General features: G+C 60.1%; 19 protein-coding genes. 4 read left to right on the plus strand and 15 right to left on the minus strand.

From position 1 onward, the window contains the following. Window positions 1-16: 16 nt before the first annotated feature. From urtC to FDY93_RS10085, 4 genes are read right to left on the minus strand one after another with little or no spacing between them, the layout of a single operon-like run. A complete protein-coding gene (gene urtC / locus FDY93_RS10070; RefSeq protein WP_138235610.1) occupies window positions 17-1,210 on the minus strand; it encodes an urea ABC transporter permease subunit UrtC in 1,194 nt (397 codons plus the stop codon). Next, window positions 1,207-2,832, minus strand: coding sequence for an urea ABC transporter permease subunit UrtB (gene urtB, locus FDY93_RS10075; RefSeq protein WP_138235611.1), 1,626 nt, complete (start codon window positions 2,830-2,832; stop codon window positions 1,207-1,209). Before urtB ends, urtC begins: the two co-directional genes overlap by 4 nt. A gap of 53 nt (window positions 2,833-2,885) precedes the next feature. After that, a complete protein-coding gene (gene urtA, locus FDY93_RS10080; protein ID WP_138235612.1) occupies window positions 2,886-4,172 on the minus strand; it encodes an urea ABC transporter substrate-binding protein in 1,287 nt (428 codons plus the stop codon). 30 nt (window positions 4,173-4,202) lie between these two features. After that, the gene (locus tag FDY93_RS10085; RefSeq protein WP_171018955.1) at window positions 4,203-5,336 is read right to left on the minus strand and encodes a porin family protein; all 1,134 of its coding nucleotides are present in this window, start codon (window positions 5,334-5,336) and stop codon (window positions 4,203-4,205) included. A gap of 415 nt (window positions 5,337-5,751) precedes the next feature. Here FDY93_RS10085 and FDY93_RS10090 point away from each other — a divergent pair, with 415 nt between their 5' ends. Both FDY93_RS10090 and FDY93_RS10095 read left to right on the plus strand, forming a co-directional pair. After that, window positions 5,752-9,219 carry a hybrid sensor histidine kinase/response regulator gene (locus FDY93_RS10090; protein WP_220446156.1) on the plus strand — a complete coding sequence of 1,156 codons (3,468 nt, stop codon included), beginning with the start codon at window positions 5,752-5,754 and terminating at the stop codon, window positions 9,217-9,219. Beyond that, on the plus strand, window positions 9,216-10,187 hold the full coding sequence (locus FDY93_RS10095; RefSeq protein ID WP_138235614.1) for a response regulator: 972 nt from the start codon (window positions 9,216-9,218) through the stop codon (window positions 10,185-10,187). The genes FDY93_RS10090 and FDY93_RS10095 overlap by 4 nt, the downstream gene beginning before the upstream one ends. Before the next feature lie 78 nt (window positions 10,188-10,265). On the opposite strand, the gene FDY93_RS10100 is transcribed toward FDY93_RS10095, so the two are convergent. Both FDY93_RS10100 and FDY93_RS10105 read right to left on the minus strand, forming a co-directional pair. Continuing rightward, window positions 10,266-10,871, minus strand: a complete 606-nt coding sequence (locus FDY93_RS10100) for a glutathione S-transferase family protein (RefSeq protein ID WP_138235615.1) — start codon at window positions 10,869-10,871, stop codon at window positions 10,266-10,268. Between the two features lie 40 nt (window positions 10,872-10,911). Continuing rightward, window positions 10,912-12,009 (minus strand): NAD(P)H-dependent flavin oxidoreductase, encoded by a 1,098-nt coding sequence (locus FDY93_RS10105; RefSeq protein ID WP_138235616.1) that lies wholly within the window; start codon window positions 12,007-12,009, stop codon window positions 10,912-10,914. 173 nt (window positions 12,010-12,182) lie between these two features. On the opposite strand from FDY93_RS10105, the gene FDY93_RS10110 reads away from it, so the two are divergent. Then, window positions 12,183-12,536 (plus strand): winged helix-turn-helix transcriptional regulator, encoded by a 354-nt coding sequence (locus tag FDY93_RS10110; RefSeq protein ID WP_220446157.1) that lies wholly within the window; start codon window positions 12,183-12,185, stop codon window positions 12,534-12,536. Window positions 12,537-12,591: 55 nt separating this feature from the next. On the opposite strand, the gene FDY93_RS10115 is transcribed toward FDY93_RS10110, so the two are convergent. The 9 genes from FDY93_RS10115 to FDY93_RS10155 form a co-directional block, all read right to left on the minus strand. Then, window positions 12,592-12,801 carry a hypothetical protein gene (locus FDY93_RS10115; protein ID WP_138235617.1) on the minus strand — a complete coding sequence of 70 codons (210 nt, stop codon included), beginning with the start codon at window positions 12,799-12,801 and terminating at the stop codon, window positions 12,592-12,594. Between the two features lie 37 nt (window positions 12,802-12,838). After that, on the minus strand, window positions 12,839-13,480 hold the full coding sequence (gene ureG, locus FDY93_RS10120) for an urease accessory protein UreG (protein WP_138235618.1): 642 nt from the start codon (window positions 13,478-13,480) through the stop codon (window positions 12,839-12,841). Window positions 13,481-13,514: 34 nt separating this feature from the next. Beyond that, window positions 13,515-14,189 (minus strand): urease accessory protein UreF, encoded by a 675-nt coding sequence (locus tag FDY93_RS10125; protein ID WP_138235619.1) that lies wholly within the window; start codon window positions 14,187-14,189, stop codon window positions 13,515-13,517. Next, window positions 14,170-14,700 (minus strand): urease accessory protein UreE, encoded by a 531-nt coding sequence (locus tag FDY93_RS10130; RefSeq protein WP_220446158.1) that lies wholly within the window; start codon window positions 14,698-14,700, stop codon window positions 14,170-14,172. Before FDY93_RS10130 ends, FDY93_RS10125 begins: the two co-directional genes overlap by 20 nt. A 19-nt stretch (window positions 14,701-14,719) precedes the next feature. Beyond that, a complete protein-coding gene (gene ureC, locus FDY93_RS10135; RefSeq protein ID WP_138235620.1) occupies window positions 14,720-16,435 on the minus strand; it encodes an urease subunit alpha in 1,716 nt (571 codons plus the stop codon). Continuing rightward, entirely contained in the window at window positions 16,432-16,767 is a 336-nt protein-coding gene (locus FDY93_RS10140; RefSeq protein WP_138235621.1) for an urease subunit beta, read from the minus strand. Before FDY93_RS10140 ends, ureC begins: the two co-directional genes overlap by 4 nt. Before the next feature lie 18 nt (window positions 16,768-16,785). Further along, window positions 16,786-17,088 carry an urease subunit gamma gene (gene ureA / locus FDY93_RS10145; protein ID WP_138235622.1) on the minus strand — a complete coding sequence of 101 codons (303 nt, stop codon included), beginning with the start codon at window positions 17,086-17,088 and terminating at the stop codon, window positions 16,786-16,788. Between the two features lie 28 nt (window positions 17,089-17,116). Then, on the minus strand, window positions 17,117-18,016 hold the full coding sequence (locus tag FDY93_RS10150; protein WP_138235623.1) for an urease accessory protein UreD: 900 nt from the start codon (window positions 18,014-18,016) through the stop codon (window positions 17,117-17,119). A gap of 430 nt (window positions 18,017-18,446) precedes the next feature. Continuing rightward, window positions 18,447-19,154, minus strand: a complete 708-nt coding sequence (locus FDY93_RS10155) for a glutamine amidotransferase-related protein (protein WP_138235624.1) — start codon at window positions 19,152-19,154, stop codon at window positions 18,447-18,449. 185 nt (window positions 19,155-19,339) lie between these two features. Here FDY93_RS10155 and FDY93_RS10160 point away from each other — a divergent pair, with 185 nt between their 5' ends. Further along, window positions 19,340-20,095: an OmpW/AlkL family protein gene (locus FDY93_RS10160; RefSeq protein ID WP_138235625.1), complete on the plus strand. Its 756-nt coding sequence runs from the start codon at window positions 19,340-19,342 to the stop codon at window positions 20,093-20,095. The last annotated feature ends 133 nt before the right edge of the window (window positions 20,096-20,228 follow it).

Below are 20,228 nucleotides of genomic sequence, written 5' to 3' on the forward strand. Positions count from 1 at the left end.
AATTGATGAATACTGTTCACGCGCTTACCTCCCCCGCGGACAACTGGCCAGAATTTTCGCGCCAGCTTTTTTCACCGTGTTTTTCCCTGCGCATGCCGACGGCAAACCGCTCAAAGATTCCCGCCAGCCCGCGCGGCAGATACACAGTCACGATCACAAACAGCGCGCCCAGGGCGAACAGCCAGGCATCCGGCATCAGCGCGGTAAAACGGGTCTTGGCGTAATTCACCAGCAGCGCACCGACGATGGCGCCATACAGTGTGCCGCGGCCACCCACGGCCACCCACACCACGACCTCGATGGAGTTCAGCGGCGAGAATTCACCGGGATTGATGATGCCCACCTGCGGTACATACAGCATGCCGGCCACCGCCGCGATCAGCGCGGAGTACACAAACAGCCACACCTTGTAGTGCTCGGTGCGGTAGCCGAGAAAACGCGCCCGCGCCTCTGCATCACGCACCGCAACGATCACGCGGCCAAGGCGCGACTGCACGATGGCGCGACTGGAGAGGAACGCAAGCACCAGAAGCAGAGTGGTCGCGAGCAGCAGTGCCACACGGGTGCCATCCGCCTGCAGATCAAAGCCGAGAATATCCTTGAAGTCTGTAAGACCGTTGTTGCCGCCAAAACCCATTTCATTGCGGAAAAATGCCAGCATCAGCGCATAGGTCAACGCCTGGGTCATGATCGACAGATACACACCGGTAACCCGGGAGCGAAACGCCAACCAACCGAAACCGAATGCCAGCAACCCTGGCACCAGCAGCGCCATCAGTACGGCAAACCAGAATTGATCCATGCCGAACCAGAACCAGGGCAGTTCCTGCCAGTTGAGGAACACCATAAAATCCGGCAGGTCGGCGTTACCATACACACCGCGGTCACCGATCTGACGCATCAGGTACATACCCATGCCGTAGCCGCCGAGGGCAAAAAATGCCCCGTGGCCGAGACTCAGAATGCCGCAATATCCCCAGATGATATCCACCGCCATGGCGAGCATGGCGAAGCACAGGTATTTGCCCATCAGGGTGATGGTGTAGGTGCTGACATACAACGGCGAGTCCGCCGGCAGCAGCAGGTTCGCCGCGGACATGGTAAGTGTTACCAGCAACAGAATGCCCACCAGCCAGGAGCTGCCGCGCCCGGGTTGGCGAAATTCGGCGAACCACTGGCCGAACGATCTGAGAGCGCTCAATGTATTCATTCCGCCGCCCTCCCGCGCTGGGGAAACAGCCCTTTCGGCCGCTTCTGGATAAACAGAATCAGGCACACCAGCACGATGATATTCGCAAGCACTGCACCGGTAGCAGGCTCGAGGAATTTGTTCGCCACCCCCAGCGAGAAACCGCCCACCAAAGTGCCGAGCAGGTTGCCCACACCGCCAAATACCACCACCATGAACGAGTCGATGATGTAGGACTGGCCGAGGTTCGGCCCCACGTTCGTCAGCTGCGACAGCGCCACTCCCGCAACACCGGCGATACCGGAACCGAGGCCGAAGGTCATGGCATCCACCAGTTCCGTGCGCACCCCCATGGCCTTGGCCATATCGCGGTTCTGGGACACCGCGCGCACATTCAGGCCGAGGGAGGATTTTTTAAGAATCGCCACCAGCGCGGCAAATACCGCCAGCGCGAACAGCAGGATGTACAGGCGGTTGTAGGTGAGGGAAAACACCGGATTAATTACCAGCGAACCGCTCATCCAGCCCGGCGTGACGACCTGCATATTCAGTGGCGAGAAAATACTGCGCACGGCCTGCTGCAGGATCAGGCTGAGGCCGAAGGTGGCCAGCAAGGTTTCCAGCGGTCGCCCCTGCAGATGGCGAATGACGCCGCGTTCGATCAGCACGCCCACGCCGCCGGAAACCAGAAAGGCCGCCGGCACCGCCAGCAACAGTGAGTATTCGATGGCACCGGGCATCAGCTGCTGGATCACGTAAGTGGTATAAGCCCCCAGCATGATCATTTCGCCGTGGGCCATATTGATGACGCCCATCACACCGAAAGTGATGGCGAGGCCGATGGCCGCGAGCAACAGCACCGAGCCCAGGCTCAGGCCGAAAAACAGTTGCTCCATCTGCCCATAAAATTCCACGCGCCCGGCAATCTTATCCAGCGCCTTTTGCGCGGCGGCCTTTACCGCAACCTCCTGCTCGCCGTCGTCGTTCAGCAGCCGCTGCAACTGGTTGCGCACCGGCGCCTCCAGCCGCCCACTCATGATTTCAATGGCAGCAAGCCGCTCTTCAAGCACGCGGCTGTCGCGCAGTTGCACCATGGCGTCGGCGAGCGCAATCACCTCCTGTACTTGCGCACTGGCACCCGCCGTCTCCGCGCTGCGCAGCAGGCGCATATTCTGGCTGCTCAGGTCATCCAGGATCGAAAGCACTGCGGCATGTTGCTGCTCTTCGCTGCCGTGCAGGAGATCGATACGCGCGATGGCGTCGCGCAACTGGCTGCGCAGACGGTTATTCACTCGGATTTTTTTGAGATCCCGGGAAGCGAATGCAGCAAGTTTTCTGTCATTGAAAATCTCACGGCCGACAAGCCTTCCCGCACGGTCTTTTGTTACCGCGACAAGTTTGTCGCTCTCTTTGACGGCGTAGAGTTCGCCCGCCAGCATGGCCTCAAACAGTGGACGCATTTCCGCCCCGCCGGCCTGTTCCAGTTGCTGTACCAGCTCGCCGGTTTTCTTCAGGCTGGCATTCGGGATTTGCTGAAGCAGCTCGCCCACAGCAGGTGCTGTGGGCGGTGTTTGCGCCAGCGGACTGCCGGCTGGCAGCAGCAGGGCCGCCACCAGCCAAAGGCTGTGTAGTAAAAATTTCACTACCTTCTCCGCAATTGTGTTACCGCGTTACATGTGACATCAGGCGCGAGCGGTCACTTGGCCTGACCGCTACAGGCCTTGGATTCGGTGTTGTAGTTGCCGCACTTGATCGGTGCGGTCCAGTCGGCGATCAGATCTTTGGAGCCCGGCAGGAAGTCGGACCAGGCGTCGCCGGCGACGACATCATCGGTGGCCCACACCACTTCAAACTGACCGTTGTCCTGGATCTCGCCGATAAATACCGGCTTGGACAGATGATGGTTTTTGTTCATTTTCGCCACGCCACCGGTCAGGTTTGGAAACTCGATGCCGATCATCGCCTGCTCCACCGCATCCACATTCGTGGTTCCGGCCTTTTCCACCGCCTTGGCCCACATATTGAAACCGATATAGGTGGCTTCCATGGGGTCATTGGTCACGCGCTTTTCGTCGCCGATGAATTTCTTCCACTGCTGCACGAAATACTCGTTGGCTTCGCTATCGATGCCCTGGAAGTAATTCCACGCCGCCAGGTGGCCTACCAGCGGGCCGGTATCGATACCGGAGAGTTCCTCTTCACCTACGGAGAAGGCCACTACCGGAATGTCTTCGGAGCTGACACCCTGGTTGGCGAGTTCCTTGTAGAAGGGCACGTTGGCATCGCCGTTGATGGTGGACACTACCGCGGTTTTCTTGCCGGCACTGCCGAACTTCTTGATATCGGAAACGATGCTCTGCCAGTCGGAGTGGCCGAAGGGGGTGTAATTGACCAGGATGTCCTCTTTCGCCACGCCCTTGGATTCCAGGTAGGCTTCCAGAATCTTGTTGGTCGTGCGCGGATAGACATAGTCGGTACCGGCGAGCACCCAGCGCTCCACTTCCAGATCCGACATCAGGTAATCCACCGCGGGAATCGCCTGCTGGTTCGGTGAGGCACCGGTGTAGAACACATTCTTCGAGGACTCTTCCCCTTCGTACTGCACCGGGTAGAACATCAACCCGTTCAGTTCCTCGATCACCGGCAACACGGACTTGCGCGATACCGATGTCCAGCAACCGAAGATCACGTCTACTTTGTCCTTGGTGAGCAGTTCGCGGGCCTTTTCCGCAAACAGTGGCCAGTCGGAGGCCGGGTCTACCACCACCGCTTCCAGTTTCTTGCCCAGCAGGCCGCCCTTGCGGTTCTGCTCGTCCACCATCATCAGCACCGTGTCTTTCAGCGTGGTTTCACTGATAGCCATGGTGCCGGACAGGGAGTGCAGCACGCCCACTTTAATGGTTTCCGCGGCGAGCACGGCGCTGCTGATCACGCTGGTGCCGGCAGCGAAGGCGAGGCCGGCAACGAATTTCTTCAGTTTCATACATTTGCTCCAGATTCTTGCGGGATTGGTTTACAGCTGGACTTGCATGCCGAGGCTCAGCACATCGACGTCGGCGCCGGCGTAGCCGGACGCGTTGGCATCACCGGACACATAGTTGAAGTTGAGCCGGGTGTTGTGGCCATTGACCACATAGTTGAGACCGAACTCGGTGGCGCTGCTGCTGGCGGCGTCGGAGGGACTGTTTTCCACCAGCCGCACGTAGGGCTGGAACTTGCCGGGGCCAACGTCAGTGGGGAAAAGGTAGGCGGCGGTGGCAAAGGCGGACTCGCCGTCGAACAGGCAGAAGCAGTCGTCGGTGAGCGGTTGCGAAGCCAATGTGTAATCCGCATCGAAGCTTTTGTATTCGGCTTCCAGCGTTACCACACCGCCGCCAGTGAGTACGGTTTCCGACAGCAGGTCGATGGTCCAGCCGGAGAAATCCCCCGCCTCGAACTCACTGCCCACACCGTCTTCCTGGCTCTGCAGGGAGAGTGCGAGGGTCAGGATATTGCCGAGCCCACCGTAGTAGGTGGAGCTGGTGTAGTAGCCGGGGTTGGCTTCCATATTCAGGAAGTTGTAGGCAAAGCGCGCCGCGTAGAGTGGATTGTCGTCCTGGTTGCTGTACTCATCCACGCCGTAGAAAGTGCCCGCGGCATACTGGAACTTGCCGGCGGTACCCCAGAAGGTGACCCCCTCATCGCGCCCGATCAACCCCGCCTGTCCGCTTTGGTCGGAGGCATAGAGAGGCTGGCGATACTGGTTCCAGCTGAGGCCGTAGAAGGGCCCGCTCATTTCGATGCGGTCCGCCGGGGTGAGCATGCGCCCTACCCAGATGTTGAACCCGGGCGAGAACTCAAACTGCGCGATCGCATCCAGAACGTCGGCGGTATCGCCGTCGCGCTGCTGCAGGTTGAAAGTAAATTTCACATTGTCGTGCAGCGAACCACTGGTGTAGATACGGATATCCGGCAGGGTAAATTCACTGTCGCCGTCCACCGACTGGAACTGCCCACGGAACCCGGCGCCGACGCTGAACGTCTGCCCACCCTCGGATTCAAACGAGGCCCCGGCCACCGCGGACAGCGGCATCACCGCGCCCGCCATCACGGCCAGCGTACACACACGGCTGAGTAAACGCTGTTTCGACTGAGTTTCGGCTTGCATTCGAGCACCCCATGACACCTTCTCCATGTCCATCCCCTCTTGCGAATCGTTGGTATCTATTGGTAATTTTCTGGCGATACCGATTATTCGACCCGGGGCACAGGGGGACCATACGCACAATGGCGCGGGCAACTACGTCATTTGACGGTTTTCAGTCGCAAGGGTAGGCATACACTAAGGGTCAATGACATCGAGGTTCGATATATCCACTTCAGGTGGGCTGAAGGGGGCGATATCTGGTGCAGGTTCTCGAGACCTTCCGCGAGAGGGACCTCGCGGAAGAGCCCCCATGGATGGGTTTACGGCGTGTCTCGAGAACCTGCACCAGATAGCGTTCCCGCCACCTTTATCGAATCCGGTATTCTTGTTGCATCAAAAAACAGAATGACGAGAAACAGGCGGTAGGCAGCACCCGGTGATTGGCATTTTTACGGGCGACAATAACGACAACGAACAACAGGCCATGCGACCCGCACAACAGGTTTTCCGCGTACGGCGGACCTACAACAAGTGGGTAGGGGACGAAACCCTCGAGGACTTCGCACTGCGTTTTACCGCCGTGCGCGGGCGCCGCTTTACCATCGAACAGGTAGCCAAGACCGCCCTCGGCGCCACCGCCTTTCTCGCGCTGGAAGCCATCGCCGCTGCGGTAACCCTCAACTACGGTTTCATCAACACCATCGCCGCCATGCTCGCGGTGGCCGCGGTAATTTTCATTACCGGCTTTCCCATCACCTACTACGCCGCCAAACACGGCCTCGACATCGACCTGCTCACCCGCGGCGCCGGCTTCGGCTATCTCGGTTCCACCATTACCTCGCTGATCTACGCCAGTTTCACCTTCATTTTCTTCGCCATCGAAGCGGCGATCCTCACCTCCGCCCTGCACGCCCTGCTGGGCATACCACCGGCGGTCGGCTACATCCTGTGCGCCGTTGCCGTGATTCCCATCGTCACCCACGGCATCCGCGCGGTGAGCAAATTCCAGATCGGCACCCAGCCCCTGTGGCTGCTGCTGCAGTGTCTCGCGCTCGGCATTGCCGCCTGGTTTGAAATTTCCCGGGTGGAAGACTGGACGCGCTACGCCCCGCAACACAACCCGGCCGCTGCCGGGTTCAACTGGATGCTGTTCGGCGCCGCCAGTGCGGTATTTTTCGCCATGGTGGCGCAGATCGGCGAGCAGGTGGATTACCTGCGGTTCATGCCGGAGAAGACCCGCGAGAACCGCGCGCGCTGGTGGTTCTGGCTGACGCTGGCGGGACCGGGCTGGATTTTTATCGGCCTGATCAAGATGCTGTTCGGCTCTTTCCTCGCCTATCTCGCCATCACCCGCGGCGCCTCCAGCCTGCAGGCGGCGGACCCGGTATACATGTACCAGATGGTGTTCAACTACCTCACCCAGTCGCCCACCATGGCGCTGATCCTCGCCGGGGTGATGGTGGTGATCTCGCAGATGAAGATCAATGTGACCAATGCCTATGCCGGCTCCATCGCCTGGTCGAACTTTTTCTCACGCCTCACCCGCAGCCATCCGGGGCGGGTGGTGTGGCTGGTGTTCAATGTGAGCATCGCGCTGATCCTGATGGAGCTCGGCATCTATCGCGCGCTGGAGGGCGTGCTGGGGATTTTCTCACTGGTGGCAATCAGCTGGCTCGGGTGCCTGGCGGCGGACCTGATGATCAACAAGCCCCTGGGAATCAGCCCGCCCTATGTGGAGTTCAAGCGCTCGCACCTGTACGACTTCAACCCGGTGGGTGTAGGGTCGATGCTGCTCGCCTCCATCGTCGGGATTCTGTGTTACCTGGGGCAGTTCGGCGACGGCGCGAAAAACTTTGCCAGCTTTATCAGTCTCGCCATCTGTTTTGTGATGGTGCCCTTTCTCGGCGCGTTGACCCGCGGGCATTTTTATCTCGCCCGCCACCGGGATTCGCTGGATGGCAGCGACGCATCCCATGACAGCACCATTCACTGCGCCAAGACCTGTTGCATTTGCGAGAACGATTTTGAGCCCGCGGACATGAGCCACTGCCCGGCCTATCAGGGCCCCATTTGCTCCCTGTGCTGCTCACTGGATTCCCGCTGCCTCGACACCTGCAAGCCGGATGCGCGCTTTTCCCGGCAGCTGCTCGATAAAGTGAAAATGCTGGTGCCCGCGCCGATGCGTCCCAATGTGGACGCGCGCCTCGGGCGTTTTGCGGCACTGCTGCTCGGAGCTGCTGCTTGTATCGCCGGCATGCTGTCGTTGATATACGGGCAAATGGCGCCATCCACCGCGGCGGAGGCAGCCATGTTGCAACAGGCGTTGTGGACGCTGTTTGTGCTGCTGGTGCTGATCGCCGGAGTACTGTGCTGGCTGCTACTTCTCACCCACGACAGTCGCGTGGTGGCGCAAACGGAATCCAACCGGCAGACCCGCCTGCTGCTGAACGAAATCGAAGCGCACAAGGAAACCGACCGCGCGCTGCAACAGGCCAAGGAACAGGCGGAGAACGCCAACAGTGCCAAAAGCCGCTACCTGTCCGGGATCAGCCACGAGCTGCGCACGCCACTGCAGTCCATCCTCGGTTACGCGCAGCTGCTGAACCAGCAGCCGGATATTCCGGAAAAGCACCGCAACGGCCTGCGGATTATCAAGCGCAGCGGCGAATACCTGACAGATCTCATCGAGGGGCTGCTGGACATTTCCAAGATCGAGGCCGGGCGCCTGGATATCTATCGCAACCAGGTGCGTCTTCCCGAGCTGCTGGAGCAGATGGTGGACATGTTTCGCCCGCAGGCGGAGGCCAAGGGTATCCAGCTGCACTGCCATATTCACAGCCCGCTGCCCTCCACCGTAATCGCCGACGAAAAGCGCCTGCGCCAGATTTTGATCAACCTTCTGTCCAATGCCATCAAATACACCTGCGAAGGCCAGGTGGAGTTTCATATCCGCTATCGCAACCAGGTGGCGGAATTCACCATTGCCGATACCGGTGTGGGCATTCACCCGGAGGATCAGGCGCGCATCCTCAAACCTTTCGAACGGGTGCGCAACGGCAATGGCCCGACGGTGACCGGCACCGGGCTCGGCCTCACCATCGCCTACCTGCTGACAGAAATCATGGGCGGAGAGCTGCGCATGCACAGTGAACCCGGCAAGGGCAGCCGCTTTACGGTTTCACTGCTGTTGTCGTGGGTGAATTCAGACCACCGGCGCGAGGCACCCGCGCGCCGGATCAGTGGGTATACCGGCGCACGGCGTCGTGTGATGGTGGTGGACGACGATCCCATCCACCGCGGTCTCATTGGCGACCTGCTGATTCCCATGGGGTTCTCACTGATGGAGGCGCAGAGTGCAGAAGACTGTCTGGCATTGGTGCAGCAGCAGCAACCGGACCTTTTTTTGCTGGACGTAAGCATGCCCGGTACGGATGGTCTGGCCCTGGCGGAAATACTGCGCGCTCGGGGCATCGGTGCGCCAATTGTGATGCTCTCTGCCGATGCCAAGGAGCGCCACCTGAAACCCGGCGACGCGCCCCGCGCTCACCACGATGCCTACCTGGTAAAACCGCTGGTGAACCAGAAACTGTTCGACACCCTGGCGCAGTGGCTGGATCTCGAGTGGCGCTATGACGACACGCCCGAGGCCGTGCACCCGGTGACCGGTACTGCGAACAATACAGCGATCGCCAGCGACGATGCCCCCCTGCCGGAACACCCCCTGTTGGCAGAGCTGCTGGCCTATGCGCGCATCGGCTATCGCAGCGGTGTACACCGCACCCTCGACCGGATTGCCGGCGAGGCGATAGTGCCCGCACCACAGATCGAAAAACTCCGCCAGCTGGCGGACACCATGCGTTTTGAGCAACTGAGCGAAGCGCTTGCACACAAGGAATCCCCATGAGCATCTGCGACGACACGGAATCGCCGCGCGCAAGCACGCAAACGGCGCATACGGAGAAGCCCGGCGCGCACACCGGTGACATTGTACTGGTGGTGGATGATTCGCCGGACACCCTGAGCCTGATCAACGATACCCTGGAGCAGGCGGGCATTGATGTTCTGGTAGCGTTGGATGGCAGCCAGGCACTGAACATTGCGCGCCGCCTGCGCCCGGACATGATTCTGCTGGATGCGATAATGCCGGGGCTGGATGGCTTTGAAACCTGCCGCCTGTTGAAAGCAGATCCGTCGCTGGTATCCATCCCGGTCATATTCATGACGGGGCTGACGGATTCGACGGACATTGTGCGCGGGCTCGAGAGCGGTGGAGTGGATTACCTGACCAAGCCGATCCAGCCGAACGAGCTGCTGGCGCGGATGAAGGTACACCTGAGCAATGCACGCCTGACATCGAGTGCACACCAGGCTCTGGATTCCACCGGACAGTTTCTGTTTACGGTGGATACATCGGGGCAGATGCAGTGGGCCACACCGCAGACCTATGCACTGCTGAGCAGTGCGGGAGCACTGGACGGGGGGCTGCGGCGGCCTCTGATCACCGAATTGCAGCTGTGGTTGCGGCGCGATCCGGCAGCGGGAAACCGGCTAAAGTGGGAGGGGCTGCAGAAATCCCTCGCGGTGGTGTTTGTCGAGCGCCGGGACACCGGTACCTACCTGCTGAAGCTGCAGGACGATGGAGGGCCCGCGGGCGAGGAGGTGCTGCAGAAAAAGCTGGCACTGACCAAGCGGGAGTCCGAGGTGCTGTTCTGGATTGCGAACGGCAAGACGAACCGGGAGATTGGGGAGATTCTGGATGTGAGCCCGAGGACCGTGAATAAACACCTCGAAGGAGTGTTTTCCAAACTCGGGGTTGAGAACCGAACCGCGGCGGCGGGAATTGCCATCCGCACACTTAACCAGGATGCCTGACAATGGCACGCGCGGCAGAAAGGTAGAAAGACAGAAAGGCAGAAAGGAAGCCGGGGCCTCCTCTCTGCCATCACCTCGTCAGGCGGCGACCGCCTCCTCGGCTTCGACCGCTCGCACAAACGCCGGGTACTCCGCTACACGATGCAGCAGCTTCCGTGTTCTTTCCCCCAGTTCAATGTCCAGCGGAAAATAATTTCCCCAGTTGGCATAGACCGCCAGCATCAGATCTATCGCGGAAATTTTTTCGCCACAGACAAATTCCCTGTTCTGCAGACGCGCTTCCACGATACCCCAGAGGCCGGTGAGCCGCGCCGCGGCTTTCTGCAGTACTTCTTGTTTGGCGTCCTCTGATTCAAGACCGCGGCTGGCAAAAAACAGCAGGCTATAGGCCGGGTGCAGCGTAGCGTTGGCAAACATTAACCACTGGGTAAATTCCGCGCGCTGACCGGCGGTGCCCTGTAACTCCGGAGCGCCGTGCTTGTCGAGCAGGTGCAAAACAATGGCGGCACCTTCACGCAACACCAGGTCGCCATCGGTGAGCACGGGAACCTGATTAGTGGGGTTGATTTCGCGGAAATTTTCCACTGACTCCCGGGCAATCAGTTCTACCGGCTGCCCGAGATCCAGCAGCAGCGCGTGAATTGCGCGCGAACAGGCACCGGGCATGTAATAGAGTTTGTACATCGTTCGTTCCTCTTGTGGTTGGTCGGGTTGCAAGGGGTATTCAGGTTGTCGGGGCGGCGGCTTGGGCCGGATCTTCGATCAGTGCGGCCATCAGTTCCGCTGCACTGAAATGTCGACAGAGGCCAGCGGTCTGGCCCGCGGCCATAGTGGCGAAATCGGGAAGATTCCTGTCCATCGACGCTCGGGAAAGGGATTGGGTCAGCGACATCTGGAATGGGTAGGGCAGTGCAGGGTCCGGCCAGCCGGCGCTGGATTCCGTCAGACGGTTGCGTATGTAGCGCGCCATGCGCCCGGAAGCCACGCGGGTCAGCACGGTATCAGTGCTCCCCTGCTGATGCAGCAGACGCTTGTGCAACCGGCTTGCGCCAGACTCGTTACAGGCCAGAAATGCGGTACCGACCTGCACGGCATCCGCCCCCAGTGCCATGGCCGCCCGCACGCCGCGGCGATCGGCAATGCCTCCGGCGGCGATCACCGGGATGGATACGGCATCGCGTACCTGCGGCAACAGAGTGAAGGTGGTGAGCAGCGAACGCGGGTCGGGCTCGGTCAGAAATGCCGGGCGGTGGCCGCCGGCTTCCAGCCCCGACGCAATCACCATATCGACACCAGCCGCCTCCAACGCAACCGCCTCGGCCACGGTCGTGGCCGCGCCCAGCGTTCTGATACCACGCTCTGCACAGCGCGCGAGAATCGACGGTGTGGGAATTCCGAATACAAAACTGAATACGGCCGGCCGCGCCTCAAGTACTGCCTCGACCTGGTCCTCAAAGCGGTGCAGTGGATTTTCTGCGTGCGCCGGCTCTAGCAATGACAGTTCGCGGTACATCGGCGCGAGCCGCTGTAGATAGGCCAGCTCGCGTGCCGGGTCCGAGGCTGGCCCCCACTCCTTTTCGCGCGGTATCCACAAATTGAGATTGAAGGGGCCGTCGCAGCGCCGGCGGATATCCCCGGCGAGCGCGAGAATTTCCTCTCCGGACAAGTGGTGCGCACCATAGGCGCCAAGGCCTCCGGCATTGGTGACTGCTGCAGCGAGTTCTGCACTGGAATGGCCGCTGCCAAAGGGGCCCTGCAGTATCGGAAAGCGCAATCCCAGATTCCGGGTAATGGCGCTGTCGCACCAGTTGTCATGTCCCATGATTCTTCCCTAGTTTTCGGGTTCGGGAAGCAGTCTAGCGGTGGGAGTTACCAAAATATACTTATAGAGGACTTGTAACTAGAATATGCGGTTACAGGTTGGAAACCTGGTTACCACTCGGTAACCGATGGTTTTTTCGCATTTATTGACAGATCTCAGCAAGGAGGGTTGCAGTGCTGCCCAGACGTAAGAATCCGGTGCAAACGCCGCCGGTGAGCTGCCCATTAAGCACCTGCATGGAGGTTATCGGCGGCGCCTGGACGCCGAATATCATCTGGTATCTGAGCGAGCGGGCGCGGCGCTTTACCGAGTTGAAAAGTGATATTCCGGGGATTTCAGCGAAGATGCTGACTACGCGCCTCAAGCAGCTGGAAGAGCGCGGCGTGGTGATCCGGGAGGTAAAGCCGACGTCTCCCCCCAGTGTGGAATATCGTCTGAGCGACTTGGGCGCGGAGTTGAAACCGGCCATTGAAGCCATCGTACAGGTCGGGCACAAACTCAAGCAGAGGGCTCGGCAAGCCGAATAACCGGCACTGGTGAAACGGGCTTGCCTCGCCCTCGTGTAGATAGCATCGCCGCCATTCAGTCCCGGGAATTTTCTTTTTTCTTGCCACCCCTGCGGATCAGGAAAACAGCCACGGCGCTCACGGCCAGCGCCATTGCCAGCCACAGCATATGGTGCAGTTCATGGACCACGCCGGCAGGCGCGTGGCCTTCATGGGCATGGGAGAACAGACTCAGGGTGGTGGCAACTAACGTGGTAAATGCGAGCAGCAGATTTTTCAGTTTCATGTTGGTCTCTACTTCCAGATATTCCTGATGGCTGAATTTACGCAATGGCCGGGATGGTTTTCTCTTCGAGCATGCCTTCGCGCACGATGAACTGGATAATTTCTTTCAAACCTTTTTGCACTTTCAGGTTTGAGAAGACGAAGGGACGGTCGCCGCGCATTTTTTTGGCGTCGCGGTCCATGACGTCCAGAGAGGCACCGACCAGGGGGGCGAGGTCGGTTTTGTTGATAATGAGAAGATCGGAGCGGGTGATACCGGGACCACCTTTCCGCGGGATTTTATCGCCGGCGGAGACGTCGATGACATAGATGGTCAGATCGGAGAGCTCGGGGCTGAAGGTGGCACTGAGGTTGTCGCCGCCGCTTTCTACGAACACGACATCGAGATCGCCATGGCGGGCGATGAGTTCGTCGATGGCGGCGAGGTTCATGGAGGCGTCTTCACGGATGGCAGTGTGGGGGCAGCCGCCGGTTTCCACGCCGATGATGCGGTCGGCGTCGAGGGCTTCGTGCCGGGTCAGGAACTGGGCATCTTCCTGAGTGTAGATGTCATTGGTGACGACGGCGATGTGGTAATGGTCGCGCATGGCGGCGCAGAGTTCACGCAGCAGGGCAGTTTTTCCGGAGCCGACAGGGCCGCCGACACCGACGCGCAGGGTTTGTTTTCTCGCGGCATGCATATTTATTGTTTCCTCAGTTTACGCTCGGGAATATTTACGACCGGAACAGGCGGCTGTATTGGGTTTCGTGTCTGGCGCTGGCGATGGCCAGAGCGGGTAGGCCGGCACCGAGTTCAGTGTCGTGCAATTGCCGCACGCGTTTTATTGCCGCGGGCACCTGTTGCTGAATCTCGCCGATCAATTGCTGTGCCTGGGTCTGGCCGAGGGGCACCAGCTTGGTGGCGGCGGCGACCTGATTTTCCAGCCAGGACCACACCAGCCCCAACACTGCGGCCTCCTCACTCAGTTGCCAGCGGTAGGCGGCGATGGCAAAGGCGGTGACAAAACTGATATCGCCAGAAATCCGCGGTGTTTCGATCTGTAGTTGTGCCAGCAGTCGCATTAATGCACTTCCGGTGGCGGTGTCGGTGAGGCGCAGCTCGCGCGTTTCGCGGCAGGCCAGGGCGTATTGGTTCCAATAGCACAGTTTAGCCTCGTCACCCGCCTGCAGTGCCCGGTGGCTGCGCAACAGCAGCGGGCCGTCGACCTGTGTAATGGATGCCATCAGCTGTGTCCCCAACCACTCGCGAGTGTCCGCCAGGTTTTTTATCCAGCCCGCATCCACCGCATATTCCAGGCCCTGGGAAAAGGCGTAACCGCCCACCGGCAGGCTGGCGCTGGAAAGCTGCAACAGACGCAGCAGCGCGACATCAGTGGTGGTGATGCTCATGCTGCTCGTGGCGATGATGCAGGGAGTGCGAATGGCCGCTGTCGTGTCCATGGGAGTGGCCATGGCCGCCACGGTAGGCGCCAGATTCCGGTATAAATACCGCCAGTTCTTTCTCCAGCGCGAGCCCGAGCAGCTCCAGCATTTCCTCCAGCACATGATCCGGGGTGATGCGCAGCCAATATCCGCCCTCGTCATTATTTGCGATCTGCAGCTTCACATGGCGGTTGCCCAGGTGATAACAGGCGCGACTGAAGGTGATCCAGTTGTCGCAGCGGGCGGTGGTCACCAGCTCTTCGGCGCCGACCACCTTAATGAATTTGCCACATTCGCTCTGCAGTAATTCACCCACCAAGAGCGGTTTGCCGCGCTCAAGAAAAATACGCACTTCGCTACCGTCATTGGCGGAGGTGCGCAGGCGGCCGCGATCCCGCTGCAGATGATCCAGGGTTATGCAGCAGTCTGCAGATATTTCGGGCTTGACCCCGAGCCGTTGGTAGACGTCCAGCGTCACGAATCAGTCCTCAAAAAAATTAAAACAGGCAGTAGCGCTGAGCCAAAGGCAATTCCCTTGCGGGCTCGCATGTCAGCAACTGGCCATCGGCGCGCACTTCATAGGTTTGCGGGTCTACGCTGACCTCCGGTTGCCAATCGTTCAGCAACATGTCTTTCTTGCCGATGGTACGGGTGTTCTTGCACGGCGCCAGGGTACGGCTGAGGCCGAGTTTTTTCGCCACATCATTTTTTACCGCTGCCTGGGACACAAACGTGAGTGAGGTTTTTGCCGCGGCCAGCCCGAGGGCGCCGAACATGGGGCGGTAGTGCACTGGTTGCGGCGTGGGGATAGAGGCATTCGGATCACCCATGGGTGCGGCGGCGATCATGCCGCCCTTCAGGATCATCGACGGCTTAATGCCAAAGAAGGCCGGTTTCCACAGCACCAGATCGGCGAATTTTCCCACTTCGATCGAGCCCACCTCATGGGCGATGCCATGGGTAATGGCCGGGTTGATGGTGTACTTGGCGATATAGCGGCGCGCGCGGAAATTGTCGGCTCCGGCCGTATCGCCTTTCGTGTCCTCGGACAAAGTTCCGCGCTGTATTTTCATTTTGTGCGCGGTCTGCCAGGTTCGGGTGATCACCTCGCCCACGCGCCCCATGGCCTGCGAATCCGACGCGATCATGCTGAAGGCGCCGAGATCGTGAAAAATATCTTCCGCGGCGATGGTTTCCTTGCGGATGCGGGAATCTGCAAAGGCAATATCTTCAGGGATACTGGTGTCCAGATGGTGGCACACCATCAGCATATCCAGGTGCTCATCCACGGTATTGACGGTATAGGGGCGCGTGGGATTGGTCGACGACGGCAGCACGTTGGAAGACGCGCACGCCTTGATAATATCCGGCGCGTGGCCGCCGCCGGCGCCCTCGGTGTGGTAGGTGTGAATGGCGCGGCCTTTGAAGGCATTCATGGTGTCGTCCACAAACCCGGATTCGTTCAGGGTGTCGGTGTGGATGGCTACCTGCACGTCGTACTTGTCGGCAACCGTCAGGCAGCAGTCGATGGCCGCCGGCGTGGTGCCCCAGTCTTCGTGCAGTTTCAGGCCGCAGGCGCCCGCTTCCAGCTGCTCCTCGATAGCGTGTGGCAGACTCGCATTGCCCTTACCGAGAAAGCCGAAATTCATCGGCAGGCTGTCGGTGGCCTGCAGCATCTTGCCGATATTCCACGGTCCCGGGGTGCAGGTAGTGGCATTGGTGCCGGTGGCCGGGCCGGTGCCGCCGCCGATCATGGTGGTGACGCCGGACATCAGCGCCTCTTCCACCTGCTGTGGGCAAATGAAATGAATGTGCGCGTCGATGGCACCGGCGGTGAGAATGGAACCTTCACCGGCAATGATTTCCGTTCCCGGGCCGATGATAATATCCACCCCTTCCTGCACATCGGGATTTCCCGCTTTGCCGATGCCGGAAATGCGCCCGGCCTTTACCGCCACATCCGCCTTCACCACGCCCCAGTGGTCCAGTATCAGCGCATTGGTAATCACCAGGTCCGGCGTCTGCGCCGAAGGACGCTGGCTCTGGCCCATGCCGTCGCGGATCACCTTGCCACCGCCAAATTTCACTTCGTCACCGTAGCGGGTAAAATCCTTTTCCACCTGCAACCAGAGTTCGGTATCGGCGAGACGCACACGGTCGCCCGTGGTGGGACCGAACATCTGGGCATAGCTTTCGCGATCCATACGGCTCATGTTTCAACGACTCCCACTTCATCCAACGCGCCCATTACCTCGCCGCGAAAACCGTACACCACGCGCGCACCGGCGTAGGCCACCAACTCCACCTCGCGCCCCTGCCCCGGTTCGAATCGCACCGCGGTGCCAGACGCGATATTCAGGTGAAACCCCCGCGCCTGTTTACGCTCGAAACGCAGCGCCGGATTGACTTCGTAAAAGTGATAGTGGGAACCCACCTGCACCGGGCGATCGCCGATGTTTTCCACCCGCAGAGTGCGGGTCTCGCGGCCAACATTCAGTTCGATATCGCCCTTGCCTGACGCAACCTGGATTTCTCCGGGAATCATTTTTTTCTCCGCGGCCATTCAGCTGATCGGGTTGTGCACGGTGACAAGCTTGGTGCCATCGGGAAACGTGGCCTCTACCTGCACCTCGTGAATCATTTCCGCCACACCATCCATGACCTGGTCCACGCGCAGGATCTCGCGGCCGTAACCCATCAACTCCGCGACACTTTTGCCGTCCCGCGCGCCCTCCATGATTTCCATAGTGATGAGCGCCACCGCCTCCGGGTAATTCAGCTTCAGCCCTCGCGCCAACCGCCGCTCCGCCAGTACCGCGGCGGTAAAGATCAGCAGCTTGTCTTTTTCTCTCGGCAGTAATTCCATGCACAAACCTGCAGTGAAAGTTTTTAATTCAGGTGCGCCAGATGCGCGGCGCACAGGGCTCGCGCCCAAGCAGTTCCGGGCGCAGCTGCGCCCACAAGGCCGTCAGCAGCCGGCGCACGTCAAAGGCACAATGCCCCAGCACACGCACCACGAACATGTCCGTCACCTGCGAGATCCCCGCGAGACAACGCTGCCCGTGCCCGGCAATGATTTCCCGGCAGCTCGTCATCAACTCCTCCGGCAAGGTTGCAGCAAACGGTCCCATCACCAGCAAGCCGTTAACCGGAAAATTCCTCAGCCCGGCGCCCGCGTTCAGGACATAGCGGTCCGCACCGCCGATCCGCAGGGATTCCACCAACAGCGGAACCCCCGCGCGAAAAATTTCCAGCCGCTGCGTCAACCGGCCGCTGGCAAACGGTTCATCACAGGCCGGCAACCCCAGCGATGTGATCTCCCACCCCGCAAATCTTCCACCGGGAGCGATATCCACTCGCGTGTGCATCGCGCCATTGGCTCCGGGATAGGCAATATTCTCCAGCGGCAACCACTCCAGGCTCGCCCCGGCCGCCACCTGCAAGACCGTATTCTGCCCCTGCAACAACCCGTCCGGACGGGCCCGGTAAACCCGCCCCGCCCCCGTCGTCGTCACCAGCGCCGCCGCGTTCTCACGCACCTCCACACGGATATCCAGCCGGTCCCCCGACACCAGCCCCCCGGGCGGATGCAACAGATACACATGGGCAAGGTCCCGGCCCTCCGGGAAAAACGGCTTCTGCACATACAGCGGTCCGCTGTGCCGGTTGCGTGCCAGCCGGCAACCGCGCGCGTCGCGCTCGAACCACAGCTCCAGATCCGCATGCCAGCGACTGGCCTGCGTGCCCTGCGCTTCGGCAATGTTGGGAATATCGACAATGGCGAGTTGATTCATCTACAGACCAGCAGCTCAAACCCGCCGCCCGCATTGAAAGCCGGAGCCACAGGATGGATTCAGAGCCAATGGAAACAAGATTCCCCGGGAAGGGGTATGCGTCATTTGACGTAGATTGTGAAGGGAGCCCGTGCGCAGTGGACGGAGAGAATATGGGCAGGATGAACGAGGGAGTTTCATCCTGACAAACCAGGCCTGATTTTTTCTGGATTAGGTTGAAAGCAAAGATTGCTAACGAAGTAAATTACTTGAATTGAAGACAGAGTGCTGGGTATCTGTTTTCGAAAGCGTCGGCAACAGGGGCCGAAGGCGCCGCGATGGAGCGGCCGGGCCATGTTGCCGACGCAGCGTACAGGGATGTATTCACGGTGGTTTCGAAAACAGATACCCAGTGTTCTGGCGCCACCAAACCTGCTCAAAACACCAAAAACTACGAAGCGCTTTTCAAAAACGCGAGCATCCACCGCGCCACTGCACTCGCATGAATATCGTTCTGCAGGGAATCCTTGCCCCTCTCCAGCATCTCGTCTCCGAACATTTCGCGGCGCAGCTCCATCAGGCTGTGGGAATAGGGTTTGGTGAATTCCGGATGCGCCTGCATGGTGAGCATGTGCTCACCCACCTGCAACATCGCATAGGGACAGAAATCACTGGACGCAATCACCTTCGTCCCCGGCGGCAGCGCCGTCACCTGATCCTGGTGGCTCACCAACAGATTAAACTGGCCCTGCGGCTCCACCATCCACACCGGCGTCTCCTGCACCTCATAGCTGTGCACCCCAATGCCCCAACCCTTCTCCGACTTGCGCGCCTCACCACCCAGTGCGTGCGCAATCAACTGGTGGCCGAAACAGACCCCCAGTGTCGGCTTCTCGCGCCGGTGCAGCTCGCGCACGAACTCCATCAGCGGCGCAATCCACGGCTTATCGTCGTAAACACCCGTCTTGCTACCGGTAATGAGGTAAGCGTCCACCTCGTCGACATCCTGCGGGTAGTGCCCGTGCTGCACCTCATAGGTCACAAACTCCAGCGACGGCTCCTCACGCTGCAGCAGCGACGCAAACATCTCCGGATATTCGCCAAACTCCCCCACCAGCTGGGGGCGGACATCGTCGGTCTTCAGAACACCTATCTTCATTTTACTTACCCATTTCCAGAGACAACTGACAGCCAAACATGTGATCACATTATTGCGCCCATCCCCGTGACCCTCAAGCGGGTCCGGACTGACACCAGATAAAACGCGAAAACATCGCAGATTTAAAGGCCCGGCTAGAATCAAAGTGTTGCGCCTCACCCCCGGGGAGTTCAAGGAGCGGATTCATGAAAACAGCCAGCAAGGCGACCTCCGTCATCGCGGCCACACTGGCCACCATCCTCGGCGCCAGCCCCTGCCTGGCGGATTACGAACAGGGCGACTTTGTCCTGCGTGTCGGCTGGGGCTATGTGGACCCCGACGACGCATCCGACTGGCTCGCCATCGACGGCGTTGGCCAACTGCCCGACACCCGCGTGTACGTGGACACTGGTGACAGCGCCACCATTACCGCCACTTGGCTGTTCGCCGACCACTTCGGCCTCGGCCTGTTGGCGGCACTGCCATTCGAGCATGACCTGGAAGTGGGGGGGCTGCCCGACCCTCTCAATCCCGGCGCCCGCCTCGGCCAGGTGGACCTCGGCAGCCTGGAGCATCTCCCCGCCACACTGACGGTGCAGTGGTTCCCGGTGTGCAAGGAATCCTGGGTACAGCCCTATGTGGGATTCGGAGTGAACTTTACCACCTTCAGCAACGAGGAAATCAGCAGCACCGCCGACGAATACTTCACGGACGCTCTCGACGCCTGGGCGCCCGCAGACCTAAGGCTGGACGACTCCTGGGGACTCGCCGGCGAACTCGGCATAGACATACTGTTCGGCCGCGAAAGCAACTGGCTGTTCAATGCCGCGGTGTGGTATCTGGACATCGACAGCGACGCCAAGATTTATTTCCGCAGCAGACAGGGGTACGAAACACGGATCAGAACCGATGTAGACATAGACCCCTGGGTATATTCCGTCGGTCTCGGCTATAAGTTCTGACAGATTCCAGCGGAAGCACCGCGCCCGCCCCTCTGCCTCGCCGTTCCGCCGCACTCGACCGCTTACCGTGGCGCCGCTGAATCACATTCTCAACGCCACACGTCGCTTCCGCCGCCGCTGCACTGGCACTCAG

The sequence above is a fragment of the Microbulbifer harenosus genome, assembly GCF_005771435.1.
Lineage (GTDB): Bacteria > Pseudomonadota > Gammaproteobacteria > Pseudomonadales > Cellvibrionaceae > Microbulbifer > Microbulbifer harenosus.